The following is a 26586-nucleotide window of genomic DNA, read 5'->3' as shown; positions in this document are numbered from 1 at the left end:
ACCCACCGCTGCCCGCACCGTCGCGGCGTCGCGGCACCGCGGCCTCGCGCGCACCCCGGGCCTCCCCCCCGCCCGGCAACACACCGGGTTGTCGTCAACCCGGTGTGGCACTCCACGCGGAGTTGACGACAAGCCGGTGTGTTGACGCGCCCCACTTCCCCCGGCGGGAGGTGGGGCGCGTCTCCCGTCTCCGGGTCAGCGGGCGCCGAGGGCGTGCTCGACGGCCAGCTGGTTCAGGGCGACGAAGGCGTAGCCGGCCTCGGCCACCCCCTCGACGTCGAAGTCCTCGAAGGCCGCCGGGTTGGCGAGCAGGTCGGCGAGGGTCTCGCCCTCCCCGAGGGTGGGCACGGCGAGCTCGGTGACGCGGCTCGCCTCGAAGGCGGCCTGCACCTCGGGGTCGGCGCGATAGGCCGCAGCCCGCTCCTTGAGGACGATGTAGGTGCTCATGTTGGCGGCGGCCGAGACCCACACCCCGTCGACGTCCTCGGTGCGCGAGGGCTTGTAGTCGAAGTGGCGGGGGCCGTCGTAGCGGGGGCCGCCGTTGACGAAGCCGTTCTCGACGAGGTCGACGGTGAAGAAGGCCGAGAGCAGGTCACCGTGGCCGAAGACGAGGTCCTGGTCGTACTTGATCGAGCGCTGACCGTTGAGGTCGATGTGGAAGAGCTTGCCCGCCCACAGGGCCTGGGCGATGCCCGAGGTGTAGTTGAGACCGGCCATCTGCTCGTGCCCGACCTCGGGGTTGAGGCCGACGATGTCGCCGTGCTCGAGCTCGGCGATGAAGCCGAGGGCGTGGCCCACCGTCGGCAGGAGGATGTCGCCGCGGGGCTCGTTGGGCTTGGGCTCGATGGCGATGCGCAGGTCGTAGCCCTGGTCCTTGATGTAGGCCGCCACGGTGTCGATGCCCTCGCGGTAGCGGTCGAGAGCGGAGTTGATGTCCTTGGCGCCGTCATACTCGGCGCCCTCGCGCCCGCCCCACATGACGAAGGTCTCGGCGCCGAGCTCGGCGGCGAGGTCGACGTTGCGGATCACCTTGCGCAGGCCGTAGCGGCGCACCTCGCGGCTGTTGGAGGTGAAGGCGCCATCCTTGAAGATCGGGTGGCTGAAGGTGTTGGTCGTGACCATCTCGCAGACGACGCCGGTCTCGTCGAGAGTCTTGCGGAAGTCGGCGATGATCCGGTCGCGCTCGGCGTCGCTGCTGCCGAAGGGCACGAGGTCGTCGTCGTGGAAGGTGACCCCCCAGGCGCCGAGTTCGGCGAGACGGCGCACGGACTCGATGGGGTCGAGGTGCGGACGCGAGGCGTCACCGAACTGGTCACGTGCCTCCCAGCCGACGGTCCACAGACCGAAAGAGAACTTGTCGTCAGGGGTGGGCGTGCGGACCATGAGGCTCCTCCTCGAGCAACGGCATACCGAGTCTCGGCATTTGTATGTTGAACAAACATATTGCCTCGGAGGCGGTAGGGTCAACGGGTGAGCGAGACCGGACCTGCCGTGCGGAGCCCCGCGCTCATGGCCGGACGGCACCCCGGCCGGGTCGGTCGGGTGGGCGGCGCGGCCCGCGGCGCCGCGCAGCAGGCGAGCCTGCGCGAGCACAACCTCTCTCTCGTGCTGCGCGCAGTCCTCGAGGCCCCCGCGCCGACGACCCGGGCTCGCATCGCGAGCGCCCTCGGGGTGACCCGGGCCACCGCCTCCGACCTCGTCGACCGGCTCATCGAGGCCCGTCTCGTCGTCGAGCTGGCACCCGAGCTGCGATCCGGCGCAGGGCGACCGGGCATGCTGCTCGCGCCCGCGGCCCGCACGGTCGTGGGCCTGGGCCTCGAGGTGCAGGTCGACCACCTCGCGGTGCGCGCGACCGACCTGACGGGCGCGACCGTGGCCGAGGCCCGGCGCGACGGCGACTTCCGCGCGAGCACCCCGGCGGTCGTGCTGCGACAGGTGGCGCGCCTCGCCGCACCCATCGTCGACGGGCTCGCCGAGACGGTCACGATCGCCGGGGCGTGCGTGTCGATCCCTGCCCTGCTGCGGCACGGCAGCGGCGTCGTGCAGCTCGCCCCCAACCTTGGCTGGCACGACGTCGACGTGCTCGATCTGCTCGCGGATCACGTTGCGCTCCAAGGCATCCCACTGATCCTGGGCAACGACGCCGACCTGTCGGCCCGCGCAGAGGTGCAGACTCGCGCGGCCGTCGAGCACACGAGCCGAGACGCGCAGAGCTTCCTCTACCTCGCCGGCGAGGTCGGCATCGGCGGAGCCATCGTCGTCGCCGGCGAGCTGGCCCGCGGCCAGCACGGGTGGTCGGGCGAGATCGGCCACGCCGTCATCGAGCGCGACGGCCCGCTGTGCGGGTGCGGCGCCCACGGCTGCCTCGAGCAGTATGCCGGCCGCGACGTCATCATGCGCAGCGCCGGGCTGCCGCTCGACACCCCTGTCGAGACCCTCCTGGAGGCGGCGTCGCGGCCCGGACGGGCCCTGCGGGCACTCGAGTCCGCGGCCGACGCCATCGGGGTGGCGGTCGCGACGACGCTCAACCTCGTCGACGTCGAGCGGGTCGTGCTCGGCGGCATCTACGCCCGCCTCTTCGAGCACCTGCGCGAGGGGATCAGCACGCAGGTCGCCGACCGGGTGCTCGCGGCCCGCTGGTCGCCGGTCGAGATCGGGCCTGCCCTGGCGGGGCCCGGCGCTTCGCTCGCCGGCGCCGGCCTGCGGGTGCTCGACGACGTCGTCGCCCACCCCGCGGAGTGGATCGCCTCCCACCCTGAGGCCCACGCCTGAGTGGTCAGCGCCCCGTCCGCCCCCATCTGCCGATCGAAAGAGCAATCCGGCCGCGTCGGCGTGAGCGCGCCGTGCGACGGATTGCTCTCTCGATCGGTGAGCTGTCAGGCAAAGAGGGCCTGACCCCAGTACTCGCCGTCCTTGACGCCGGGCGGACAGGCGAAGACGGCCGAACCATTGTGCTCGATGTACTCGTTGAGCACGTCCTTGCTCGCGAGCGCACGCTGCATCGGCACGAACTGCCTGCCGGGGTTGCGCATGTAGGCGATGAAGAAGAGGCCCGCGTCGAGGTGGCCGACCCCGTCAGACCCGTCGGTGAAGTTGTAACCACGACGCAGGATGCGCACACCGCCGAGCTGGCTCTCGTGGGCGAGCTTGACGTGGGCGTGCACCGGGATCGCGGGCTGGCCGTCCGGGCCCTTCTTGCCGAAGTCGAGAGGGTCGAACTCCGCAGCCTGACCGAGGGGCGCGCCCTCCTTCTTGTCGCGACCGATGATGTCCTCCTGCTCCTGCAGGGGGGTGCGGTCCCAGACCTCGATGTGCATCCGGATGCGCCGGGCGACGAGGTAGGAGCCGCCCGCCATCCACGCGCCGGCGCCCTGCTCGTCCTCCGGCGCGACCCACACGTGCTGCGCCAGACCCTCGGGCTCCTCGGCCTTGACGTTGTTGGTGCCGTCCTTGAAGCCGAACATGTTGCGCGGGGTCGCCTGAGCCGTCGAGGTCGACGACGTGCGGCCGAAACCGAGCTGCGACCAGCGCACCGCGACGACGCCGAAGCCCATCCTCACGAGGTTGCGCACGGCGTGGACCGCGACCTGAGGGTCGTTGGCACAGGCCTGGATGCAGAGGTCGCCACCCGACCGCTTCGGGTCGAGCTGGTCGCCGCCGAAGGTGGGCAGCTCCTCGAGGGCAGCCGGCTTGCGGTCGGCGAGACCGAAGCGGTCGTCGAAGAGCGACGGGCCGAAGCCGATCGTCACCGTGAGTCCCGAGGCGGGCAGGCCATAGGCCTCTCCGGTGTCCTCGGGGGCGCGGTTGGGTCCGCCCCCGACGAGACCACCCGGGGCGGCCTCTGCCCCGAGGCTCATCCGCTCGGCCGCCCGAGTCCACGCCTTGAGGAGCTCGCGCAGCTGGGCCGGGTCCTTCGTCACGACATCGAGGGCCACGAAGTGCAGGCGGTCCTGCGCCGGGGTGACGATGCCGGCCTGGTGCTCGCCGCGGAAGGGGATCGCGGCGTCGAGCGCCAGGGCGGGCGCGGCCGCAGGGGTCGGGGCACCCGCCGCGCTCGCGTCGTCAGCCCGCGTCACGGCATAAGCGCTCGTGGCGCCTGCGACGACGCCGGCGACGGCAGCCGTGCCCGAGACGCCGAGGAGCCTGCGGCGGCTGACACCACTGCCGGCATCGTCGGCCGAGGGCCGCAGCGGCTCGGGGGCGACGGGCTCCGCGGGGAAGGGGGTCACTTGGCCTCCACGACGCCCGGCACCTTGGACACCTTTTCGGAGAGCGCGTCGAGCGACACGGTCAAGGCCTTGATGTCGGCCTCGGTGAGGTCGGTGTAGCTGACGAATCGGCCTGCCACGCGGTGCGACTCGAGCAGCTTGTTGAGCTCACTGAAGCGGGTGTCGAGCGCCTTCTGCAGCGTGGCGTCACGCTCGGTGACGACGGGGCGGAGCGTCTCGAGCGCCTCCTGCGAGCCCTGGAGGTTGCCGCGGAAGTCCCAGAGGTCCGTGTGCGAGTAGCGCTCCTCCTCGCCCGTGATCTTGCCGGTCGCCACCTCGTCGAGCAGCGCCTTGGCGCCGTTGGAGATCGTCAGCGCCGTGGGCTCGACCGTCTTGCTCTTGGCGGCGATCTCCTTGACGTCGGCGAGCAGCTGGTCGGCGATGGTGCTCGAGTCCGACTGCAGACCGCTGACCCAGAGGTCCTTCTCGAGGCGGTGGTAGCCGGTGAACTCCATGCCCTCCTCGATCACGTCCTCACGCCCGTCGATGCGCGGGTCGAGGTCGCCGAAGCTCTCGGCGACGGGCTCGATGGTCTCCCACGGGAGGCGGGCCGTCGGATAGAGCTCCTTGGCCTTGGCGACGTCGCCCGCCTTGACCGCGGCCACGAAGGCCTCCGTGCCCGTGAGCAGCTCGTCGCTCTGCGTCGCGACGAACGCCTTGTAGTCGGCGATCGCCGTGGCGACCTTCTCGTCGGAGCTGCCGGCGACGGCCGTGCCCGTCACGGTGAAGGGGGCGCGGATGCCGTCGCCGACCATGCCGGGCTTGCACGCCGTGGTGAAGGTGCCGGGCGCGGTGATCTCCACCTTGAGCTCCCGCTTGATGCCGGGCGTGATGTTCTCGACCTCGGAGATGATCCGGTCGCCCTCGGCATAGACGTAGAACTCGTTGACCTTCGTGCCGGCGTTGCTGACCTCGAACGTCACGGTGCCCGCCTTGGCCGTCGTCGCCGACAGCTCGCAGGCCGTGTCGGTCGCGTTGACGACGATCGGTCCGCCGGCAGCGGCCCCGGTCGAGGACGCGCTCGTGTCGGCCTTGTCGGTGCAGGCGGCCAGGCCGAGGACGCTGGTCAGCGCGAGGACGGCGGGCGCGGCGAGGCGCAGGGACGGGCGGGACATGAGGCTCCTGATGGTGTGGTGCGGTGCGTTCGTGAGGTGCGTTCGTGAGGGGGTATGCCGGTCGGCGGGCCGGTCAGGCAGCGACCGTGCGCTGTGGCTCGGCCGACGGCGCCGCCACGGCGGGACGGCTCTTGACGGGCCGGAGGAAGAGCGTCAGGACGATGCCGACGTAGAGCACCCACGCGACGGCCTGCAGCACGGTCGTGGCGGGCGTGAAGTTGAAGATGCCCTTGAGGAGCGTGGCGTACCAGCTGCTCGGGTCGACCGTGGCGCTGACGTCGAAGGCGAGGGTGGTCAGGCCCGGGAGGAACTGCGCCTCCTGCAGGTCGTGGATGCCGTAGGAGAGGATGCCTGCGGCCACGAGGATCAGCAGGATGCCGGTGTAGCGGAAGAACTTCCCGAGGTTGATCTGCACCGCACCGCGATAGATGAGCCAGCCGAGCAGCACGGCGCTGCCGAGGCCGACGACCCAGCCGATGAGCGGCTGGTTGTTGCCCTGCCCGGCGGCCTCGGTCGTCGCGTAGAAGAAGATCGCGGTCTCGAGGCCCTCACGGCCGACGCCGAGGAAGGCGACGAGGGCGATGGCGAAGGGGCCGAGGTCGAGGGCCTTGTCGAGCTTGCCCTTGAGCTCGCCGGAGATGGTGCGTGCCGCCGTGCGCATCCAGAAGACCATGAAGGTCACGAAGACGACGGCGAGGATCGAGGCGATGCCGCCGATGAGCTCCTGCGCCTCGAAGGTCAGCTGCTTCGTGCCGTAGGTGAGCAGCGCACCCAGGGCGACCGAGAGGGCGACCGCGACGCCGACACCGAGCCACACGTAGCGCAGCGCCCAGCGGCGGTCGGTCTTGACGAGGAAGGCCACGAGGATGACGACGACGAGGGCCGCCTCGAGTCCCTCGCGCAGCCCGATCAGCGCATTGCTCGCGAGCACGGGGACCTCTCTCAGGGAACTCTCAGGAATTAAGCCACAAGGGCGTGACGGAAATCAGCAAAGCACAGGTAAGCCTTGCCTAACAACCTGATCCCGCTGTCGCGGACACCACATGCGACGTGAGGTCACGTCCACCTGGCGTGGCGGGCGTCGGCGTCACCGAGGTCCGAGACCGCTACGTTGTCCCGGTGAGCCACCGAAGCCCCGTCGTCGACGCCTACATCATCGGAGCCGGCCCGGCCGGGCTCGCCACCGCCGCGGCCCTGCGCGCACGTGGCCTGCACGGCGTCGTGCTCGAGCAGAGCGACGCGATCGGCAGCTCGTGGCGGCGCCACTACGACCGCCTCCACCTGCACACGCCGCGCGAGCTCTCGGGCCTGCCGGGGATGCCCATCCCCAAGGAGATGGGTCGGTGGGTCGCCCGAGACGACGTCGTGCGCTACCTCGAGCTGTATGCCGCCCACCACGACCTCGACGTGCGGCTGCGCACGTCCGTCGAGCGGGTCGACCGCTCCGACGACGGCCTCGGCTGGGCCCTGACCCTGAGTGACGGGTCGACCCTGACCGCGCCCTACGTCGTCGTCGCGACCGGCTTCAACCACACGCCGGTCGAGCCGGATCTGCCTGGCCTGCAAGACTTCTCGGGCGAGGTCGTCCTGTCGCGCACCTACCGCGACGGCAGCCCGTATGCCGGCAAGGACGTGCTCGTCGTCGGCAGCGGCAACACCGGCACCGAGCTGGCGGTCGACCTCGTCGAGCACGGCGCCGCGCGCGTCCGCCTCGCCGTCCGCACCATCCCCCACATCCTGCGCCGCTCCGCGGGGCCGTATGCCGCGCAGTACACCGGCATCACCGTGCGCCACCTCCCAGCCGCGCTCGTCGACCGCGCCGCAGCGCTCGTGGAGCGGGCCACGACCCCCGACCTCACGGCATACGGCCTGCCTCGCCCCGACACGGGGCTGCTGACGCGCGTCGAGCGCGACAACGCGATCCCCGTGCAGGACGTCGGCATCATCGACGCGATCCGCGCCGGTCGCGTCGAGCCGGTCGCCGCGCTCACGTCCTTCGACGGCGGGGCGGTCGTGCTCTCGGACGGCAGCCGTCTCGAGCCCGATGTCGTCGTGCTCGCCACGGGCTACTCCCAGGGGCTCGAGCCGCTCATCGGGCACCTCGGCCTGCTCGACGACAGGGGCCACCCCGTCACCCGCGCAGGGGCAACTCCCCGCGGGGCGCGCGGCCTGTGGTTCAACGGCTTCACCAACCCCATCTCGGGGATGCTGCGCGAGATCGCGATCGACGCGAAGAAGATCGCGCTCGCCATGGCCCTGACCAAGCGCCGCCGGATCGCGGAGCAGCTGCCCTGACGGCCTGACGATCTCGCGGCCGGGCCACCTGCCCGGACTCCGCCGGGTCGCATCCTGCTCCGCTGGGCGGAGCAGGACGTGACCGGATCGGCCGAGGTCGGTGTCAGGGCCGCGTCAGGGACGGGTGTCGGGGCCGCGTCAGGGACGCGTGTCGGGGCCCGCGTCAGGGGCGGTACTGACCCCCGAGGTTGAGGAAGGCCGCGGCGACGTCGTCGATCTCGGCGACGGCGCGCGCGAGCGCCTCATCGCTGGGCACCCCGGCAGCGAGCAGCTCGTGGTGGCGCGCCATCGTCGCGGCAGCGACGTCGTCGGGCACGGGGGCGACGGCAGCGACGGCCGAGCGCGCACCGAGTGAGAGCAGCGACAGGGCGAGACCCAGGGACTCGTGACCGGGCCGGCCGGTCTCGAGCCCGACCTCACAGGCCGAGAGCACGACGTGGTCGGCCCGCACACCGGTGGGCTGGAGCTCGTGCGCGAAGACCGGCCCGTCGTGCAGCACCAAGGAGGAGAAGAGCGGTGACTCGACCTGGTGAGTGCCGTGGGCCGCGACATGGACGATGCCGGGCCGGGCGAGCGCCCCGACGAGCTCCCTGCGGCTCGAGGGCTCCGCGATCTGCGAGCTGCTGCCCCACGTCCGGGCGATCGCACGCGCCTCGGCAGACGCTCTCGGGACCGCGGGACCGACGCTGACGTGGACGGTGGTCGCCGCGGCCCGGTCCGTCGTCGCGACGTCACCGTCGCCGCCGACGGCACCGAGTCCGCGTCGGGCGAAGGAGGTCACCGAGACGGCCATGGTGAGCGGCCGGCCGCGCATGGACGCCAGGAGCGCCCACGGGAGGCCGGAGATCTCCGGGCAGGTGACGAGGACGAGCCCGCGGCTCGAGCGCCACGGCTGGAGCAGCCCTGCGTCGAGCTCGGCTGCGCTCGACCGGAGCGATGACCAGACCGCCCCCGACAACGGCCCCAGGTGGTGGGTCGCAGCAGCACGCAGGTCGACCCGGACCCGCTGCGCCAGCTCCGTCGCGCGGGAGGCCGGCATGAGGTCGCGCAGGACCGCTCGCCCTGCGATCACCCCCACGCCGCAGATGCGCCCCCGATGCCGGAAGAACCAGACGAGGTCGCGGTCGATGGCGGCGAGGTGGGCCCGCGCCTCGCGCACCCGCACCGGCACGGGCCGGGCGGTGCCGCGGCGGCTGAGGGCCCAGTCTCGGTCGCGGATCAGTCGCTCGAGCTGAGACGCGTCGACCTCGAGCTCGCGCAGCTGCTCGGGATCGAGCTCTCGGCGCATGAGCCCGCGCACCGAGCGCAGCTGCTCGGTCAGCGAGGCCAGCTGCTCGTCGTCAGGTCGGCCGAGCGAGGGCAGCCGGTCGGTCGCGCTGCGCCACCGCTCCAGCACCTCGAGCACGGCACCGCTGCCCCGCGGGACGGCGAGGTCGAGGTCGAGCTCGGCCAGGCGCACGCCGTGCACGGCCCGGGCCGTGCGCAGGTCGAGGCTCGCGCTCCCCTCCTGCCCGGCGGCGAGCCGGCGCGCGGCGCGACCGAGGATGCGACGTGCCGGCCCGACGTCACCGGTGGCGACGAGGGTCGTCGCCGTGACGGCCGCCGCGTCGAGCTCGTCGGAGAGCGAGGCCGACGAGATGCGCTCGAGGCTGAGCAGTCGGGTGTTGGCAGCCGGGGCATCACCGGCGAGCAGGAGCGCCTGGGCCGCCACGACCCGCGCCCCGTCGGAGAGCTCGGAGTCTCCGAGCTCTCCTGCCACCTCGACGAGCTGGTCGGCAAGGGCGGCCGCCGCGCGCGCCACGGTGGTCTCGGCGCCCTCGGGGTCACCGGTGCGGGTCGTGCGCCGCTGCCGGTCCAGGTCGACGAGCAGGGCCACGAGCGTCGCCTTGGCGACCCATGCCGTCGCACCGAGCCGGCGGTAGGTCTCGATGGCACTGGCGGCCGCCACCGCCGCGCGGTCGAGATGACCCGCGAGCCGCTCGGCCCGGGCCAGCTCGAGGTCGAACTCGGCCCGGATCTGGTCGTGCCCCTCGTCGGGCAGGTCGGCGATGCCGGCCTGCAGGGCATCGGCCGCCTCACGGACCAGACCCGCCTCGAGCATCACGCGTGCCCGGTCGAGACGGGCCGGTGCCCGGTAGACGTCTGCCGAGAGGAGCTCGGCGGCTGCCATGCCGGCCAGGGACCGCGGGATGTCGCCGAGGAGGTAGGCGGCATACCCCTCGTTGTGCCGAGCCATGAACTCCTGCTCGACCCCGCCGAGCGCGTGCGCCAGCCGCGCGGCCTCGGCGAACGACTCGAGCGCCTGCTGGGGGCGCGAGAGCTCGAAGGCGAGCATCCCGCGGCTCAGGTGCACCGAGCACTGCTCGCGAGGCGTGAAGGCGTCGAGCCGCTGGACGGCGCCCTCGAGCCCGTCCCAGGCCGAGGCGAGGTCGCCGACGCGTCCGTAGATGCTGGCCCGCTGGTAGTCGAGGCGTGCCTGCAGTCCGGGATCGCCGAGCTGCGCGATGACGATCTCTGCCTCGGCGAAGCGGGCGGCGGCCGACTCCATCCCCGAGAGCATGAAGTCGGTCAGGGCCAGGGTGATGAGAGTGTTGCACCGCAGCTCGAGCCGGTCACGCGACGGGGCGGAGCCGTCGAGCCGCTCGATCTCCTCGAGGGCCGCCGTCAGTGACTGCGCGGCCTCGACCGGCCGGCCGGCCAGGTTGTCGGCCACCGCACGCTCGCGCAGCGTCCGCGCTCTCTCGAGGAGATCGATGAGTCGAACCGGCCTCTCCGTCAGGGCCGGTCATCGGCCTAGATCTGGATCGTCGGGGTGATGACCGGTCGCACGTCCTCGTTGTCCGGGTCGGTGATGACGAAATGCACGGGCCCGTGAGGTAGATCATCCAGAACGAACCGCCCGTTCGCATCCGAAATAGCCGACAGGCTGCCCTCGGTGGTCACCGCCTCGACCTGCGCGCCCGGCGAGGTGACCCACCCGTCGACCCGCACCCGGGCGTCGGTGTCGTCCTGACCGCTGGGGCTGGCGGAGACCATGAGGCTCACCGACGCGGCCGTGAACGTCACGGAGTCGGTCGGTGTCGGCTCCACCTTGGAGTCGGCGCCGCGGGTGGTGAGCAGCGCCGAGTCCATCAGCTCCGCGACCTCGGCGTGCAGCGCGTGCACCGTGATGGCGAACTTCATCCGCTCGGCCAGGTCACTGGGCACGGGGTCGGCGTGCGCGAACAGGTCGCGGATCTGGCCGAGGTTGGCGATGTCGCGGGCATCGATGGCTTCCGTGTGCGATGTCATGTCAGACCGCCCATCCGGGGTCGGAGCCGAGAGTCGTCCTCAGCTTCTGGAGGCAGCGGCCACGGGTCGGGCCGATGCTGCCGACCGGCATCCCCAACGACTCCGCGATGGCGGCGTAGTCGGGACGGTCGGCGAAGGCGATGACCCGGAGCAGCTCCTGGCATCGCGGGGTGAGGGTGGAGACGTGCTGCCACAGCACGCGCTGACGCTCGCTGAGGATCGACTGCGACTCCGGGTCGAGCTGCTGGGCCGGGCCCTCCGGCACCTCGTCGACCCCGATCTCTCGGCGCGAGCCGCGCGACAGGCGCCACACCTCGCGCTTGACCACGACGACGAGCCAGCCCAGCACGGCCGCCGGCTCCTTGATCGACTCGGCGCGGTCGACGAGCTGGAGGAAGGCCGTCTGGATGGCGTCCTCGCACATGGGCGCGCCCGCGCCCTGGGACCGGGCGGCGTTCCACAGCACGGGGGTGACGATGTCGACGAGCTCGGAGAGTCGCTCACGATCGCCGCCGAGGTAGGCCGCGAAGGCCTTGCCGGCTCGGGTGCCGAGCCCGTCGGGCGCGGTCGGGGTGGGGGTCACTTGGCGTCCTTCCCGATGCAGTGGTGGAGCGCTGCGAGAGCCCGCTGGCGCATGGCCTCGGCCGACACGGTCTTGAGGGGGCCCGCGGCGACGATCGCGGCGGCCACCTCGGCCGCGAAGACGGGGGTGGCGAAGGAGGTGCCGCTCCACACCCCGAAGCCGCCGGTGTAGTTGTCAGGGTCGACCGTGCAGCGCACGCCGGTCAAGGCCGTGACGCTCGATGAGGGCTGACCCATCCCGTCCGTCGGAGGCAGCGTGCTGACGAGCGAGACACCCGGGCGCACGGCGCTGATGACGGTGAGCGGGTTGGAGAAGAGCGCCACCGTCGTGCCGTCCGGGTTGCCCGCCCCAACGCTCGAGACCGGCGGAACCTGAGCCGCGGAGGGCTTGGGGAGGTGTGCGGCGAGCGACGCCGGCACGAAGGGCGCGTCGGTGCCGTCGTTGCCCGCGCCCGCGACCACCGTGACGCCGGCGTCGGCGAAGCGGTCGAGCATGTCGGCCACCGGCCCCGTGCGGAACTTCCCGTCCTCGGCGTAGTAGCCCATCGACAGGGAGAGCACGTCGACGACGTCGGCCTTGGTGCCGCCCCGTTTCTGGCCGGCGACGTGCCGGGCGAGCAGTGCCTCGAGCACGTCGAGCAGGTGGCTCTCGTCGACGACGCCGTCGTCGTCCATGACCGGGATCGAGAGGATCGTCGCCTCGGGGCAGCCCTGGCGGATGAGGCCGGCGATGAAGGTCGCGTGGCCCACGAGCAGCCCGACCGGCTCCACGGGCGGCGGGGTCTCGGGCTCACTCTCGGGCGAGGGGTCGGTGACGGGCTCGCTGCGCCGGTCCGGCACGAGCCGGCCGTGCTCGAAGCGCAGCCGCACGACCCCCGAGGCCTCGCCGCGGAACCACGGGTGGTCGGCGATCGGGGTGTCGAGCACGGCGACGACGGGGCTGCGGTCGACCTTCCGCGCTCGTAGCGCCGGGTCGGGCAGGGCGAGGCTCACGGGCATGCGGCCACCGCGGCCGGGCACGGCATACTCCTGCAGCGCCGAGGCCCCGATGCCACCCCAGTAGCCGCCGATCCCGCCCCAGTAGCCGCCGATGCCACCCCAGTAGCCGCCGATCCCGCCCCAGTAGCCGTCGGCGGGACGCAGGACGTGGTCGAGGCTGAGGCCCTCGGCGAGCTCGGGATAGTTCTGGCGCAGGTCCTGCAGGGTGCTCCAGGCGTCGACGGGCTCGATGGGGTCGAGCGCCTCGAGCGTGATCGTGGTGCCCCAGCCGGCGTCGTCGATGTCGCGCGGTCCACCGGGTCGCCGGTCGACCCGGTAGCGCTGCCCGAGCGTCTCGAGCGCCTCCTGGAGCGGGTCCGCCGTCTCGGGATCGCGGGGCGTGTCCGTCACGATCGACCGAGAGATGAGCCGGTCCGAGAGGTAGAGCGCCGGACGCGGCGGGTCGCCACTGATCTGACGCTTCGCCGTGGCCGGGTCGAGGGCGCGGATCGGCGACCGGGTCGGGCGACCGCCGTCGCCGTCGGTGCTCGTACCCTCGGTGGAACCGGGACCGGACTCGGACATCAAGGACCTCCTGCAGGGACGACGACGTGTCGAAACGACACTTTCACCCGGACAGAGTCCGCGTACTCACATTTGATACCGAAGCTCCCCCCGATCGAAAGAGCAATCCGCCCGCCCGACCGCGCGACCGCGCGGATCCACGGACTCCGGACGGATTGCTCTTTCGATCGGGACAAGACGTATCAGACCGTCCGCAACCGCCACTGAGGGTCACGGGGCGTTGGTCACCGGACTGCAAGGGGCGCTGCGGAGGGGCAGCGGGTCCGGTGACCCGGGGGGGTATGCCGTCCGGCTGCGTGGACAGGTGACGCCGCTCAGGCGCGCAGCTCGTCGAGCCAGGCGCGCGCCCGGTCGAAGTCCGAGTCCGCTGTGCCGGAGCGCGTCTCGGCCGAGATGCCGTCGGCGCGCGGGTAGGAGCCGAGGAAGCGCACCTCGGCGCACACCCGCCGCAGGCCCATCAGGGTCTCGCCGACCCGGGCGTCCTGCACGTGGCCTTCGAAGTCGATCGAGAAGCAGTAGGAGCCCATCGCCTCGCCGGTGGGGCGCGACTCGAGGCGGGTCATGTTGACCCCCCGCACCGCGAACTGCTCGAGCAGCTCGAGCAGGCCGCCGGAGTGGTCGTCCTTCTGGAAGAGCACGACGGTCGTCTTGTCGGCGCCCGTTGGCTCGGGCAGCGTGCCGGGGCGGGCGACGAGCACGAAGCGCGTGACGGCGGCCTTGTTGTCTCCGATGTCCTCGGCGAGCACCTCGAGCCCCTCGTCACGGGCCGCGACCGGGGCGCAGACCCCGGCGTCGAACATCACGTCACCGGGCCCCCCGAGGGCCGCGGCGCTCGCGGCGGTCGACAGCGTCGGCACGTAGACGGCATCGGGCAGGTGCTGCGCCATCCAGCCGCGCACCTGGGCCCACGCGTGCGAGTGGGTGCCGACCGTGCGCACCTCGCCGAGCGGCATACCGGCTCGGGCGCAGAGCACGAAGGTGATCGGCACGAGCACCTCGCCGACGACGACGAGCGGGTCGCCGGTCGCGAGCGCGTCGAGCGTGGCGGAGACCCCGCCCTCGACGGAGTTCTCGATGGGCACCATGGCGGCGTCGATGTCACCTGCGCGCAGGGCGGCGAGCGCGGCGTCGACCGAGCCGAAGGGCACCTGCTCGCGCCCGGCGGCGGCGTCCCAGGCGTCGAGCGCCATCTGGGTGAAGGTGCCGCGGGGGCCGAGGTAGCCGAAACGGTGCAGCTGGTCGGGGGTGCGGGGCGGCGTCACGACGCGTCCTTCGTGCGATCGGGGTGGGGCAGAGCGGTGGGGGCCGACGTCCGCGTCTCGCCCTGGGTCGCCGAGGCGAGCGCCTGCTGCTCCTCGGGGGTCAGGGTGATGCTCGACCGTCCGCCGACGACGCCCTTGGCATAGGTGCGCGATTCGCCGCGGGCGTGGATCGAGCTGATGACCAGCCCGTCGCCCACGTCGTCGACGATCGCGGCAGAAAAGGAGAGGCGCCCTCCCATGTCGCCGAAGGCGTCGTAGCGCACGACGGCGACGTTGCGCAGGCTCTGGCGCACGTCGTCCTCCGCGGTGGCGACCTGCTCGCGCAGCCGCGTCACCTCGGTCGCGAGGCCCTCGATGCGCCGGTTCTGGTTGGCGGCGACGCGGGCGATGTCGGTCGTGCCGTCGCCCCCCAGCGTCGTGAAGTCGCGCCGCACGCCGCGCAGGCGCAGCAGAGCCACCAGGGCGGTGACGAGCGCGAGCACCGCGACCACTGCAGCCGCCAGGGCCAGGGTCGTCAGCGTCGAGTCGTCCACGATCGGCAAGGGTAGCCCCGGGTGCCCGGGGCGCCCGGGGGATTCCAGTCCGTGACCGGGCTGGTCGCGCGGGCCCTGGGCACACCATCGGTTTGTAGGGTGTCCCCCGTGATCCGCCGCCACCCACTGAAGACGCTCGTCGCCGTCCTCGTGGCCCTGGTGGCCGTGCTCACCACCGCCTACGTCAACCGCACGACCGTGCCCGTGCCGGCGACGACGGCCCCGCAGCCCGGGGAGTCGCTCGTCGTCGTGGGGCTCGGCGGCCTGTCGTGGGACGACGTCAACGCCACCGACACCCCAGTCCTCTGGGGGCTGCTGCGCGACGGCTCCGCCGCCTCGGTCTCGGTGCGCGCGGTGGGCCCCGCGACGTGCCCGACCGACGGCTGGTCGACGGTGTCGGCGGGCGAGGCAGCCGGGCTCGAGGCCGAGCCGGACGCCACGGCCTGCACCCCGCAGCCCTCGGTGGCGGGCGACGCGACGGCAGGCTGGCGCGTCATCGGCTTCGACGAGATCGCCTCGGCGTCGAGCGAGTCCGCCTCCCGGGCACGGCTCGGCCTGCTGGGCGACAGCTTCGCGACGGCAGGGACGTGCGTGCAGGCGGTCGGGCCCGGAGCCGGACTCGCCGCCGCGACCGGCGACGGCCGGGTCGCGAACTACACCCCCTTCTCGGCCACCACGCTCGTCTCCGACCTCGCCCAGTGCCCCGTGGCGATCGTCGACGTGGGGTCGCTCGCGACGACGCAGCCCGACCCCACCCGGCAGGTCGAGCGGATCAACGAGATCGAGCGGCGCCTCGAGCAGGTCATCGACGCGATGCCCAACGGCGCCGACCTGGTCGTGGTGAGCCTCGCCGACCGCGACCAGCAGGAGCGCCTGCGGCTGCTGGCCGCGACCGGCCCGCACTACGGCCCGGGGCTGCTCGCCTCGGCCTCCACCCGCACGACGGGCATCGCGCAGCTCTCCGACGTGACCGCGACGGTGCTCCAGCGGGGCGGCGTGCGGCCCGAGACGCCGATCAGCGGCCGCGCCGTGAGCGTCGTGCCCTCGGCCAACAACAGCGAGTCGACGGCCGCCGCCAAGCTCACCGTGCTCACCGACGTCGACACCAAGGCCGACGCGATGAGCCGCGTCATCGGTCCCTTCCTGCTGATCTGGCTCATCGGCACGGCCCTGACGATGCTCGCGCTGTGGATCATGCTGCGCCGCTCCGCGCCGTGGAACCAGCGCCTCGCCCGCCAACGGGTGCTGCGCCTCGTGCGCGTGGTCGGGCTCATCGGAGCCGGTATGCCGGCCGCGACCTTCGTGGCCAACCTCCTGCCGTGGTGGCGGTGGTCGACGACGACGGCCGTGCTGACGGCAGTGCTGCTCGTGCTCGTCCTGCTCATTAGCGCCGGCCTCACCGTGATCGCGCTCGGCGGGCCGTGGAGCTCGTCGGCGCTCGGCCCGATGGCGGCGATGTCGGCGCTGACGGCGGGGATCATCGCCCTCGACCTCATCACGGGGTCGCACCTGCAGATCAGCTCGATCTTCGGGCTGCAGCCGCTGCTCGGTGGGCGCTTCTACGGGATGGGCAACGTGGCCTTCGCGCTCTACGGGTCGGCGGTGATCCTGCTCTGCGCGGCGCTCGCACACGCCCTGCGCCGCCGGGGGGCGCCGCGCCTCGCGGTCGCCGTCGTGCTCGCGGTCTCCGGCGTGGCCCTCGCCGTCGACGTGCTGCCCGCGTGGGGCGCCGACTTCGGCGGCCCCATCGCGCTCGTGCCGGCGCTCGGGATCCTGCTCCTCGGCGTGATGCAGGTGCGCGCGACATGGCGCACCGTGGGCGTGGTGGTCCTCGTCGCCGCCCTCGTCGTGGGGCTGGTCTGCTACCTCGACTGGCGTCGCCCGGTCGACGAGCGCTCGCACCCGGGGCGCTTCCTCCAGACCGTCATCGACGGGGGCGCGTTCGACGTCATGTCACGTCGCCTCGTCGGCAACATCGAGGCGGTGCTGTCGGTGCCGCTCCTCGCGGTCGTCGTCACCGTGCTGCTCGCGATGTGCGTGCTCGTCGTGGCCCGGCCGGGTGCGTTGCGCACGGAGCCGCTCGCCCGGCTCTTCGTCGAGGCACCCCTGCTGCACCGCGCGCTCTGGTGCATCATCCTGATGGCCGCGATCGGCTTCGTCACCAACGACAGCGGCGCCGCGATCCCGCCGGTGGCCGCCCTCTTCACCGTGCCGGTCGTCATCTCGGCGGTCATGCACTTCCTGACGGTCGAGGCCCGCAAGGTCCCCGTGCGCCGGCGCCGCGACCGCCACCACCTCTGACCCGCCCCCCCAACGTCGAGTGGGCACTTTCCACCACCAGCAGCCGGAATGCCGCCCCCCTCCCACGTCGAGTGGGCACTTTCCACCACCAGCAGCCGGTATGCCGCCGGGCCGGGTGCGCCCTGTCAGCCGGGTCCGAGGCGGCGACGCAGCCTTCGCACTCCCAGGGCGAGGGCGATGTCGCGATACTGCGCGGCGCGGTGCACCTGGCTGCGCCAGTCGGTGCCGACCGCGCGGTGACGCACCTCGCAGGGCACCTCGACCAGGGTGAGGCCCGCGTCGAGCACGTCGACCGTCATGCCGACCTCGACCCCCCAACCGCGCGCGAAGGGGGTCGCCGCCGCGATCGCCGCCGGGGAGAGGCAGCGCAGTCCGGAGAGCGGCTGCTCGGGCGACCAGCCGGTGAGCTCCTCGATGCCGCGACGGGCGAGCCCGACGACGACACCGCGCCCCCCGCTGCGGTCGGCCCCCCACCCGTCGTCGGGCAGTGACGCGATGGTGAGGTCGGCCTCGCCTGCGGCGACCGGGCCGACGAGCGCCCCCACGGCCTCGGCCGAGGCCTCGAGATCGGCGTCGACGAAGAGCACCGATGCGCCGGCCGCCAGACGTCCGACGCGGCGCAGGCCGGCGACGCGACCGAGACCGCTCATCAGCGCGTCGGCCTTGCCGTGGTTGCGCACGTGCCGCACGACCTCGGCGCCGTGCTGGGCCGCGATCACCGCGGTGCGGTCGGTCGAACCGTCGTCGACGACCACGACGACGACCACGCCGGGGATGTGGCGCACCCCGTCGATCGTGTCGCCGATGCGGCTCGCCTCGTCACGCGCGGGGATGACCACGGCGACCGGCAGCGTGGGAGAGCCGGCATCGGGCACGGCACCTCCCACGCTGACGGACGGGCTCATCGTGGCGCGGACCGTCAGCGCAGGGTGACCTGGCGGTTGAGCAGCCCGGCCTTGGCTCCGCGCTCGGCGGCGTCGAGCGGCGTCGTCTCGGCGGCAGCCGTGTCGATGCGCTTCTTCATCGCCGCGACGGCGTCCTCGAAGTCGGCGGCGTCGCTCGTGGCATCGACCTCCCACACCGGGATGAGCAGGCCGCTGGAGCGGAAGCACCCGAGCAGCCGGCCGTCGTCACCCAGCTGGCTCTCGCCAGCGGCGTGCAGTCGTGCGAGCGCGTTGGTCGAGGTGTCCTCGTCGAAGGGCAGCACCCAGCGCACGTAGGTGCGCTCACCGATGCGGCACCAGAAGGCGGAGGGCGCGGACTCGAGCTTGGCGGTCGGGATGGCGGACTCGTTGGCGCGCTCGAGCGACTCCTTGCCGTCGGCGTCGAGGTCGGCGTCAGCCACCCAGAAGTCGAAGCCGTCGTGCAGGGTGATCTCGAAGGACTCGTTCGTGTCGAGGAGTTCCTGCAGCCGAGGGGTGTCGACCGAGGAGACCGCGAGGGTCGTCACGGGCGAGCCGGGCTCGGCGGCGATCGCGAGCTGGATGGCCTGCGCGATGTCGCGGCTGGTGTCGCCGCTGGCATTGCCGGACTGGATGCCGACGAGCACCTCGCCCGAGTCGCGGTGCAGGCCCGGCCAGGCGAGGGGCAGGACGGTCGCGATCGTGACCTCGGTCGGGCCGTCACCCGAGACTGCGCCCTCGGCAAGGCGCACGGTCGCCGTGGCCGAGGGGACGATCTCGCGCATCGCGACCCAGTCGGTCTCGTTGGGCAGGCCCTCGAAGGGCCGCGCCACGAACGGCGCCGCCGCAGGACGAGAGGACTGGTCGGAGCGCTCGCGGCGCGGTTTGCGTGATGCCTTACCCATGGCGGCAACCCTAGTGGCCACACGGCATACACCCGTGGCGTGGGCGGTTGGCACCGCCGCGACCCGGTGCGGAGTGCCCACTCCACTCGAGAGCGGGGTCGGGGGCGAGGGCGCAGCACGGGAGCACTCGGTGGAAAGTGCCCACTCGACCTTTCACGGGGAGGCGGTCAGGTGAGGGCGGTGGCGAGCGGGGCGAGGGTGAGGACGTCGTCGGCGCCCTCGAGGCCGAGCGGCGAGACGAAGACCGTCGACACCCCGCGCGCGGCCAGCCCGCGGAGCCGCTCGGCGTGCTCGGCGGCCGTGCCCGCGTGGTGTCGGGCGGCGAACGTCGCCGCAGCGGTCCGTCCGCGCAGGACCTCCACCCGGCGCCACACGTCATCGCGGTCGCGTCCGACGAGCGGGAGGTCGAGCACCGTGGCGTGCACGTCGTCGACGCGACGACCCGCTTCGCGCACGAGGTCGAGATACGTGGCGATCTTGGCCAGGCCGGCCTCGTCGGACGGCACGTTGCAGCCGTCCCCGAGCCGGGCGGCGATGCGCAGCGTGCGAGCGCCCCCGCCGCCCACGATGACCGGGAGGTCCCCGACGGGGCGGGGGTAGCACGTCGTCTCGGGCAGCGAGACGCGCTGCCCGGCATACGGCTTGGTGCCAGGCGCCCAGAGCGCCCTCATCGTCTCGATCGATCGCTCAAGGGTATCGAGTCGCTTTGCGGCTGAGGGGAATTCGAGCCCGTATGCTTGGTGCTCGCGCTCCCACCACCCGGCCCCCACCCCGACGAAGGCCCGTCCGCCCGAGAGTGCCGACAGGGTCGCTGCGGCCTTCGCCGTGACACCGGGGGCCCGGAAGGTCACCGGCGAGACGAGCGTCCCGAGCCGGAGCCGCGTTGTCGCGGCCGCCAGCGCGCCGAGGGTGACCCACGGCTCGGGGATCGGATCCCACGCCCGTCCGACCTGCGGGATCTGGATGAGGTGGTCCATGAGTGCGAGGCCCACGAAGCCGACGTCCTCCGCGGCCAGGGCGATCTCGCGCAGCCACGGCAGCAGGTCCACGTCGCCCGGGAAGCGCGAGATCTGGAGCACGACGCCGGTGGAAAGTGCCCACTCGACTGGGGGGTGATCGCTGGGCGCAGCCGTCGCTGGCGTCGCCGTCGGGGGCGGGGCGCCTGGGGTTTGGGCGGCTGGGGCCGGGGTGTCCGGGGCCGGGGTGACTGGGGCTGGGGCTGCTGGGGCTGGGCGGTGGGGGATGACGACGACGGCGTCCCACCCCTCGTCGGCGAGCTGCGACCCGGTGGCCGGGCGAGCCGCGAGCTGGACGGCGAGGACGCGCGCTGGCACCGGGCGGTCCCGTGCTGAGTTGCGCGCACGGCATACGGCAGCAGGGGTGTCGAGCACGAGCGCGACGGCGGGGAGTCCGGCCGCGCGCGCCGCAGCGAGCCAGGCGCGCCGACGCTCCACGTCGGTGCCGAGGGTGTCGACGACGGTCGTCAGGCCGCGGCGCAGTCGCTCCGCGACGATCTGCTCGAGCAGGGCGAAGGCCGGCGCCGAGGCGTCGAGGTCGTGCTCACCACTGCCGACGACGCCGCGCAGGGCATCGGACGAGACGACCTCGCTCGCGCGGTAGCGGGCGGCGGCCCACGTCGACTTGCCGGACCCCGAGGGGCCGACCAGCACGACGAGCGCCGGGTCCGGCAGGTCGGGCGGCGGGTCGGCGGGCAGGTCGGCTGGCATGGTGGCCGACGCGGATCAGGCGGTCAGTGCGAGCGGCGGCGCGACGGACCGCCGAGCGAGGCCCACACGGTGCGGCCGTTGGGGTCCTCGATGACGCCCCACTCGTGCGCGAGCGAGCGGACGATGCGCAGGCCGCGGCCGCCCGGCCCCCACGTCGTGGGCGGCGCGGGCCGCGGGACCGTGGCCGCGCCCCCGTCGGAGACCTCGACCTCGACGACGTCGTTCTTGACCTTCCAGTGCACGCGGATCGCACCGTCGGCTAGCGGGCGGGCGTGCCGGATCGCGTTGGCCACGAGCTCGCTGACGACGATCTCGGACTCGTCGATGACCGGCGCCGAGACGCCGCGGGCGACGAGGTCCTCGACGAGCTCGCGGCGGATGCGTGGTGCGGCGGACGGTGCCCACTGGAGGCGGAGCGTGCGCTTCTCGCCGAGCGGAGCACCGGATGCGGCGGGCGACCCTGTGGACATGGACCGGCTCCCGGTGGTCGCGGCGGTGCGCGTGATCGTGGTGGCGCTCGCGCTGGCGGCGCCTCTTCCCTGGTTCGTCACCGTGGGTGACCTCCTTCACGGGCGACACCTCGCCCCGTCGAGCACCGTAACGAAACCTTGGCCGGAGCTCAATGAACCGTGCGAAATCGCCTGCTCAGCGGGCTCTTCTCCGTCAATCTCTTGCTCGATGGGTATTCGCCGATATATCGTTGACGTATCGCGACTGTTCACTTGTCGCGCGAGAGTGGAGGGAGTCCACCATGAGCAACAACCAGCACGACCACAGTTCTGAGCACGACCACGAGCACGGCCACGAGCACGGCCACCACGGCCGGTCGGGGGGCCCGCGCGGCGAAGGACGAGCACCCGGCTTCGGCTTCGGTCCGGGCTTCGGCTTCGGACCCGGGTTCGGCGGCTTCGGCCCCTCAGGCGGGGGCGGCCCCTGGGGAGGAGGGCCCGGACGGCCCGGCCCGCCGCCGTGGGTCAGCGAGCTCGTCCGAGCCTTCGGCGGCCCGGGCGTCGGCCCCGACTTCGGCGGCGGTCGTCGCCGCGGCCCGCGCGCCCGGCGCGGCGACGTGCGAGCCGCGATCCTCGACGTGCTCGCCGGCGACGAGATGAACGGCTACCAGCTCATCCAGCAGATCTCCGAGCGCACCGGCGGCGCGTGGAAGCCGAGCCCCGGCTCGGTCTATCCCACCGTGCAGCAGCTCGAGGACGAGGGCCTCGTCGAGGGCCGCGAGGTCGAGGGGCGGCGCCTGCTGCGCCTCACCGACGCCGGTCGCTCGTACGTCGAGGAGCACCCCGACGAGATGGCGGCGACGTGGCGCGCCTTCGAGGAGGAGCCCGAGCAGCCGAGGCAGCGCTCGTCGAGCGACGGCCCCGACCTCATGCCGATCGTCGGCCAGGTGATGGGCGGCATGTGGCAGATCGTCACGACGGGCACCGCGCAGCAGCGTGCCGAGGCCGCCGAGATCCTCACCGAGACCCGGCGCCGCCTCTATCAGCTGCTCGCCGACGGCGACCCGGAGTAGGCGTCACTCGAGTCACCCCGCGTCACCCCGCGTCACCGCACGACCACGGAGCCGTATGCCGCTGAGCCAGCTCGGTGGCATACGGCTCAGTCGTGCTCGGGGCCCGGCTCCGGACGCCGGCTGGGGAGCGAGGTGGGGCGCAGGATGAAGAAGCCGAGGTCGCGGCCACCGGCCCGCTGCTCGTAGGCCGTGTAACCGTCGTAGTAGGCGAGCGCCGCCTGCCGGACCCGCTCGCGATCGGCTCCATGCACCTGCTCCGCCCGCACCGGCTGCGTGACGCCATCGATCTCCAGCATCGCGTCCGGGTGGGCCCGCAGGTTGAAGAACCACGCGGGGGGCCGCGTCGAGCCGTAGTGCGAGGCGATGACACCCCACCCGTCGTCGAGGGGCGCCAGCATCAGTGGCACCGTGCGCGGCTCGCCCGACCGGGCCCCGGTGGTGGTCAGCAGCCCGATCGGCACGGCGGCGAGCCACTGGCTCGGTGGGGACCGGTGCGGCGCGATCCGGTGGGCGACGAGGTCAACGCGGTGCATCACGCGTTTGGAGACCCAGGCCCCCGGCCGCGACGCGACGAGCCGCCGCACGGCCCGCTGGACGGCGTTGGCCTCGTCGAACCGGCGCGACTGCATGCCCCAAGGCTAGGACCGGCACGAGCCACCCGGGCGGAGTCGGGCAGGATGACCCGGTGAGCTCAGCGTCGGGGATCCTCGTGGCCGGCACGTCGTCCGACGCCGGCAAGTCGGTCGTCGTCGCGGGCCTGTGCCGGGCTCTCGTGCGCCGAGGCTTGCGGGTGGCCCCCTTCAAGGCGCAGAACATGTCCAACAACTCGATGGTGTGCCGCGACGGCGGCGAGATCGGGCGCGCGCAGTATCTGCAGGCGCGGGCCGCCCGACTCGAGCCGACGACGGCGATGAACCCCGTGCTGCTCAAGCCGGGCACCGACCGCCGGGCCTTCATCGTCGTGCGTGGTGAGCCCGCGGGCACGCTCGAGGCCGGGCAGTATGCCGCTGGGCGGGGGCACCTGCGCGACGCGGCCTTCGCCGCCTACCGCGAGCTCGCCGACGACTACGAGCTCGTGGTGTGCGAGGGAGCGGGGTCGCCGACAGAGATCAACCTGCGTGCCGGTGACTACGTCAACCTCGGGCTGGCTCGTGAGTTCGGGCTCCCGGTGGTGGTCGTCGGCGACATCGACCGTGGCGGCATACTCGCCTCGCTCTACGGCACCTGGGCACTGCTCGACGAGGCCGACCGCGCGACGCTGAAAGCCTTTGTCATCAACAAGTTCCGTGGAGACGTCTCGGTGCTGGAGCCCGGCCTGGAGGAGATCACCGCGCGCACCGGAGTGCCCTTCGCCGGGGTCATCCCGTGGCTGCTCGACGTGTGGCTCGACTCGGAGGACACCCTCGCGGTCGGCCACTGGCGGGCCTCGACGAGGCTCTCGGCCCTGGCCCGCGACCGGCTCAGGGTGGCCGTCGTGCGGCTGCCCCGCATCTCGAACGCCACCGACGTCGACGCCCTCGCCGCCGAGCCTGGAGTCGACGTGCTCGTCACGGTCGATCCGGCCGTCGTCGAGGCGGCCGACCTCGTCGTGTTGCCCGGATCACGTTCCACTGCAACAGATCTCGCATGGCTGCGCGAGCGCGGGCTGGCCGACGTGGTGATGCGTCGGGCAGCTGCCGGACGACCGGTGCTCGGCATCTGCGGCGGCTACCAGATGCTCGCTCACGAGATCGAGGACGACGTCGAGGGTCGGGTGGGCGTCGTGCCGGGGCTGGGGCTCCTGCCGACGCGCGTCGAGTTCGGCGTCGAGAAGGTGCTGGCCAGGCCGGTCGGCTCGTGGGACGGCCATGCGGTCAGCACGGCCTACGAGATCCACCACGGCATCGCCCGCGGTGTCGGCGCGGGTGCGGGTGCAGATCGCTCCGTGGCCACGAATCCTCTTGAGCCGCAACCCTTCCTGGACGGTTGGAGGGCCGGATCGGTCTGGGGCACGATGTGGCACGGCGCGCTCGAGAGCGACGACTTCCGCCGTGCCTGGCTCAGTCAGATCTCGGCGGCGGTGGGCTCGGAGTGGGCTCCGGCGGAGGGTGCGCCCGGCTTTGCCGAGCGGCGGGAGGCCATGGTCGAGATCCTCGCCGACGCCATCGAGGAGCATGTCGACATCGACGCCCTGCTCGCCCACACACGCGTCGGGAGGCCCACGTGATCAAGCGGATTCGCATCATCGGCATCGGCATGGGCGACCCCGACCACGTGACGGGAGAGGCTGCGCGCGCACTGGGCACCGTCGACGTCTTCCTCGTCGCCGACAAGGGCGAGACCACGGCCGACCTCGTCGCGGCTCGACAGGCCGTGTGCGACGCCCTCATCCCCAGCGACCACGCCTACCGCGTCGTGGAGGTCACCGACCCGCGACGGAGCCCCGACGCCGATCGCGACCCGGCGGCATACGGCAGAAGGGTGCGCGACTGGCACGCGGAGCGGGTCGATGCCTACGCGGACGTCATCGAGATGCTGCCCGCCGAGGAGACCACGGTCGGCTTCCTCGTGTGGGGCGACCCGGCGCTCTATGACTCCACCATCCGGGTGGTCGACGCGCTCGTCGAGCGCTGGGCCGCCCGCGGCGTCACCGTCGATCACGACGTCATCGCGGGCATCAGCGCACCGCAGCTACTGGCGGCCCGTCATCGAATCCCGTTGAACCGCATCGGTGCTCCCGTGCACATCACCACAGGGCGCCGCCTCGTCGACGAGTTCGACCCCGGTCTCGGCGACGTCGTGGTGATGCTCGACGGGCACCTCGCCTGCTCCGCGCTCGTCAACGGCTACCCCGACCTCGAGCTCTGCTGGGGCGCCTACCTCGGGTCGGCCGACGAGCTGCTCGTGCGCGGCCGCCTCGCCGACGTCATCGACGAGGTGCGCCGGGTGCGGGCGGAGGCTCGTGAGCGGCACGGCTGGATCATGGACACCTATTTGCTGCGACAGCCGGCCGACGCGCCGACCACCTCGCACGTGGGGCCGGCCTTCACCCCGTTTCCCTTGTCCATCGAGTGGGAGCCGCTGGGCGACGGCGTCGTCGCACTGCGGCCGCTGGACGCAGCCGACTGGGAGGTCGTGCGCGCCGAGCACAACAACGAGGAGTCGCTGCGCTGGGGCTTCGACGGCGAGGCGCTGACCGAGGCGGCGGCCAGGCAAAAGGCAGCCGAGGCGCCCCGTGAGTGGCGGCGTGGGCGGGTGGCACGTTTCGTCATCGTCGACGTCGCCTCGGGCGAGCGAGCCGGAGTGCTCATGGTGATGCGGATGGGTCCTCCGGGCGTCGGGCTCGTCGGCTACGGCGTGGTGCCCGGCTTCCGGGGGCGGGGGTTCACGACGAGGGCGCTGCGGCTGGTGGCTGCGTGGGCCTTCACCCACACCGATCTCGAGCGGCTCGAGCTCGGGCACAAGGTCGGCAACGTCGCCTCCGGCAGGGCAGCCGAGCGGGCTGGCTTCATCGCCGAGGGCCGCCTTTCGGGTCGTCTGCCCAACCCCGACGGCACCCGGTCGGACGAGGTCACCTACGCCCTGATTCGTCCTTCCCGGGCTTTGACGGAGTCCCACCGCGTGGAGTGACCGACCGCCCTCCACCTCGAGGTGAAGGCTCAGACCCGGGCGAGGAAGTCGAGCACCCGCTGCTGCACGAGCGCTGCCGCGTCGGGGTCGTAGGCCGCGGCGCTGGGGTCGGCGAAGAGATGCCCGCACCCGGCATACGTGAAGAACTCGCCGTCGTCGGCGGCCTCGACCAGCTGACGGGCCGCATCGATGTCACCCTCGTCCATGAAGAACTCGTCAGCCTCCCCGCCGTGGATCTGGAGCGGCACCCCCGCGGGCCAGTCGGCAGCGAACTCGCCGAGCGGGATCGCTGAGTCGAGCAGCACGGCACCCCGGGCGCCGGGCCTGCTCTGCGCGAGGCGTTGGGCTGCCATGACGCCGAGGGAGAACCCGGCATAGACGAGGTCCACAGGGAGGGCGTCCGCGGCGGCGACGCCCTGCTCCTGCAGGCTGCCGAAGCCGATCGAGCGCGCCTTGGCCAGGCCATCGTCGAGGGTGGCGAAGCTCTCCCCGCCATAGAGGTCGGGCGCGTGGACGGTGTGGCCGACCGAGCGCAGCGCGTCCGCGAAGGCGAGGAAGCCCGGAGTCTGGCCCAGAGCGTGGTGGAAGAGGAGGACGTCGGCCATGCTTGCTCCTGTGCTCGTCGGTGTGAGGCACTGTCGACCCACCAATCTAGACAGATCGAGAGAGCGATCCGCGCGTCCTCGATCGAAAGAGCAATCCGCGCGTGCG

Annotated in this window: 22 protein-coding genes; 6 read left to right on the top strand and 16 right to left on the bottom strand. The window is 72.6% G+C overall.

The window, feature by feature from the left end; all coding sequences use genetic code 11:
* Positions 1–195: 195 nt before the first annotated feature.
* Complete coding sequence (gene xylA, locus LG278_RS02575; protein ID WP_404390631.1) at positions 196–1383, bottom strand: xylose isomerase; 1188 nt, start codon at positions 1381–1383, stop codon at positions 196–198.
* A gap of 87 nt (positions 1384–1470) precedes the next feature.
* Here xylA and LG278_RS02570 point away from each other — a divergent pair, with 87 nt between their 5' ends.
* Positions 1471–2772, top strand: a complete 1302-nt coding sequence (locus LG278_RS02570) for an ROK family protein (RefSeq protein ID WP_404390629.1) — start codon at positions 1471–1473, stop codon at positions 2770–2772.
* Between the two features lie 104 nt (positions 2773–2876).
* On the opposite strand, the gene efeB is transcribed toward LG278_RS02570, so the two are convergent.
* From efeB to efeU, 3 genes are all read right to left on the bottom strand, one after another.
* A complete protein-coding gene (gene efeB / locus LG278_RS02565) occupies positions 2877–4229 on the bottom strand; it encodes an iron uptake transporter deferrochelatase/peroxidase subunit (protein WP_404390627.1) in 1353 nt (450 codons plus the stop codon).
* Complete coding sequence (efeO, locus tag LG278_RS02560; protein WP_404390625.1) at positions 4226–5383, bottom strand: iron uptake system protein EfeO; 1158 nt, start codon at positions 5381–5383, stop codon at positions 4226–4228. The genes efeB and efeO overlap by 4 nt, the downstream gene beginning before the upstream one ends.
* A 73-nt stretch (positions 5384–5456) precedes the next feature.
* On the bottom strand, positions 5457–6314 hold the full coding sequence (gene efeU / locus LG278_RS02555) for an iron uptake transporter permease EfeU (RefSeq protein ID WP_404390623.1): 858 nt from the start codon (positions 6312–6314) through the stop codon (positions 5457–5459).
* Positions 6315–6502: 188 nt separating this feature from the next.
* On the opposite strand from efeU, the gene LG278_RS02550 reads away from it, so the two are divergent.
* Positions 6503–7678 (top strand): flavin-containing monooxygenase, encoded by a 1176-nt coding sequence (locus LG278_RS02550; RefSeq protein ID WP_404390621.1) that lies wholly within the window; start codon positions 6503–6505, stop codon positions 7676–7678.
* Positions 7679–7841: 163 nt separating this feature from the next.
* Here LG278_RS02550 and LG278_RS02545 read toward each other — a convergent pair whose 3' ends face one another.
* From LG278_RS02545 to LG278_RS02520, 6 genes are all read right to left on the bottom strand, one after another.
* Positions 7842–10391, bottom strand: coding sequence for a CHAT domain-containing protein (locus LG278_RS02545; RefSeq protein ID WP_404390619.1), 2550 nt, complete (start codon positions 10389–10391; stop codon positions 7842–7844).
* 80 nt (positions 10392–10471) lie between these two features.
* Positions 10472–10969 carry a hypothetical protein gene (locus LG278_RS02540; RefSeq protein WP_404390617.1) on the bottom strand — a complete coding sequence of 166 codons (498 nt, stop codon included), beginning with the start codon at positions 10967–10969 and terminating at the stop codon, positions 10472–10474.
* Between the two features lies 1 nt (position 10970).
* Positions 10971–11552 carry an RNA polymerase sigma factor gene (locus tag LG278_RS02535; RefSeq protein WP_404390615.1) on the bottom strand — a complete coding sequence of 194 codons (582 nt, stop codon included), beginning with the start codon at positions 11550–11552 and terminating at the stop codon, positions 10971–10973.
* The gene (locus tag LG278_RS02530; RefSeq protein ID WP_404390613.1) at positions 11549–13114 is read right to left on the bottom strand and encodes a S8/S53 family peptidase; all 1566 of its coding nucleotides are present in this window, start codon (positions 13112–13114) and stop codon (positions 11549–11551) included. The genes LG278_RS02535 and LG278_RS02530 overlap by 4 nt, the downstream gene beginning before the upstream one ends.
* 314 nt (positions 13115–13428) lie before the next feature.
* A complete protein-coding gene (pheA, locus tag LG278_RS02525) occupies positions 13429–14304 on the bottom strand; it encodes a prephenate dehydratase (protein WP_404393516.1) in 876 nt (291 codons plus the stop codon).
* 68 nt (positions 14305–14372) lie between these two features.
* Positions 14373–14909 carry a DUF4446 family protein gene (locus LG278_RS02520; RefSeq protein WP_404390611.1) on the bottom strand — a complete coding sequence of 179 codons (537 nt, stop codon included), beginning with the start codon at positions 14907–14909 and terminating at the stop codon, positions 14373–14375.
* A 108-nt stretch (positions 14910–15017) separates the two neighbouring features.
* Here LG278_RS02520 and LG278_RS02515 point away from each other — a divergent pair, with 108 nt between their 5' ends.
* Positions 15018–17210 (top strand): hypothetical protein, encoded by a 2193-nt coding sequence (locus LG278_RS02515; RefSeq protein ID WP_404390609.1) that lies wholly within the window; start codon positions 15018–15020, stop codon positions 17208–17210.
* 125 nt (positions 17211–17335) lie between these two features.
* Here LG278_RS02515 and LG278_RS02510 read toward each other — a convergent pair whose 3' ends face one another.
* From LG278_RS02510 to LG278_RS02495, 4 genes are all read right to left on the bottom strand, one after another.
* A complete protein-coding gene (locus LG278_RS02510) occupies positions 17336–18115 on the bottom strand; it encodes a glycosyltransferase (protein WP_404390607.1) in 780 nt (259 codons plus the stop codon).
* Positions 18116–18129: 14 nt separating this feature from the next.
* Positions 18130–19017 (bottom strand): DUF5926 family protein, encoded by an 888-nt coding sequence (locus LG278_RS02505; protein WP_404390605.1) that lies wholly within the window; start codon positions 19015–19017, stop codon positions 18130–18132.
* A gap of 167 nt (positions 19018–19184) precedes the next feature.
* Entirely contained in the window at positions 19185–20744 is a 1560-nt protein-coding gene (locus LG278_RS02500) for an LLM class flavin-dependent oxidoreductase (protein WP_404390603.1), read from the bottom strand.
* 23 nt (positions 20745–20767) lie between these two features.
* On the bottom strand, positions 20768–21214 hold the full coding sequence (locus LG278_RS02495; protein WP_404390601.1) for an ATP-binding protein: 447 nt from the start codon (positions 21212–21214) through the stop codon (positions 20768–20770).
* Positions 21215–21495: 281 nt separating this feature from the next.
* Between LG278_RS02495 and LG278_RS02490 the strand changes: the two genes are divergently transcribed.
* Positions 21496–22266 carry a PadR family transcriptional regulator gene (locus tag LG278_RS02490; protein ID WP_404390599.1) on the top strand — a complete coding sequence of 257 codons (771 nt, stop codon included), beginning with the start codon at positions 21496–21498 and terminating at the stop codon, positions 22264–22266.
* An 86-nt stretch (positions 22267–22352) separates the two neighbouring features.
* Here LG278_RS02490 and LG278_RS02485 read toward each other — a convergent pair whose 3' ends face one another.
* Positions 22353–22895 carry a nitroreductase family deazaflavin-dependent oxidoreductase gene (locus tag LG278_RS02485; RefSeq protein WP_404390597.1) on the bottom strand — a complete coding sequence of 181 codons (543 nt, stop codon included), beginning with the start codon at positions 22893–22895 and terminating at the stop codon, positions 22353–22355.
* Positions 22896–22951: 56 nt separating this feature from the next.
* Between LG278_RS02485 and LG278_RS02480 the strand changes: the two genes are divergently transcribed.
* Positions 22952–24472, top strand: a complete 1521-nt coding sequence (locus LG278_RS02480; protein WP_404390595.1) for a cobyric acid synthase — start codon at positions 22952–22954, stop codon at positions 24470–24472.
* Positions 24469–25875 (top strand): precorrin-6A synthase (deacetylating), encoded by a 1407-nt coding sequence (cobF, locus tag LG278_RS02475; protein ID WP_404390593.1) that lies wholly within the window; start codon positions 24469–24471, stop codon positions 25873–25875. Before LG278_RS02480 ends, cobF begins: the two co-directional genes overlap by 4 nt.
* A 29-nt stretch (positions 25876–25904) precedes the next feature.
* Here cobF and LG278_RS02470 read toward each other — a convergent pair whose 3' ends face one another.
* Positions 25905–26480 carry a dienelactone hydrolase family protein gene (locus tag LG278_RS02470; RefSeq protein ID WP_404390592.1) on the bottom strand — a complete coding sequence of 192 codons (576 nt, stop codon included), beginning with the start codon at positions 26478–26480 and terminating at the stop codon, positions 25905–25907.
* Positions 26481–26586 lie beyond the last annotated feature (106 nt).

The sequence above is a fragment of the Humibacillus xanthopallidus genome, from assembly GCF_044793955.1.
Taxonomy (GTDB): domain Bacteria; phylum Actinomycetota; class Actinomycetes; order Actinomycetales; family Dermatophilaceae; genus Humibacillus; species Humibacillus xanthopallidus_C.
This window is presented reverse-complemented; position numbering and strand designations above follow the sequence as displayed.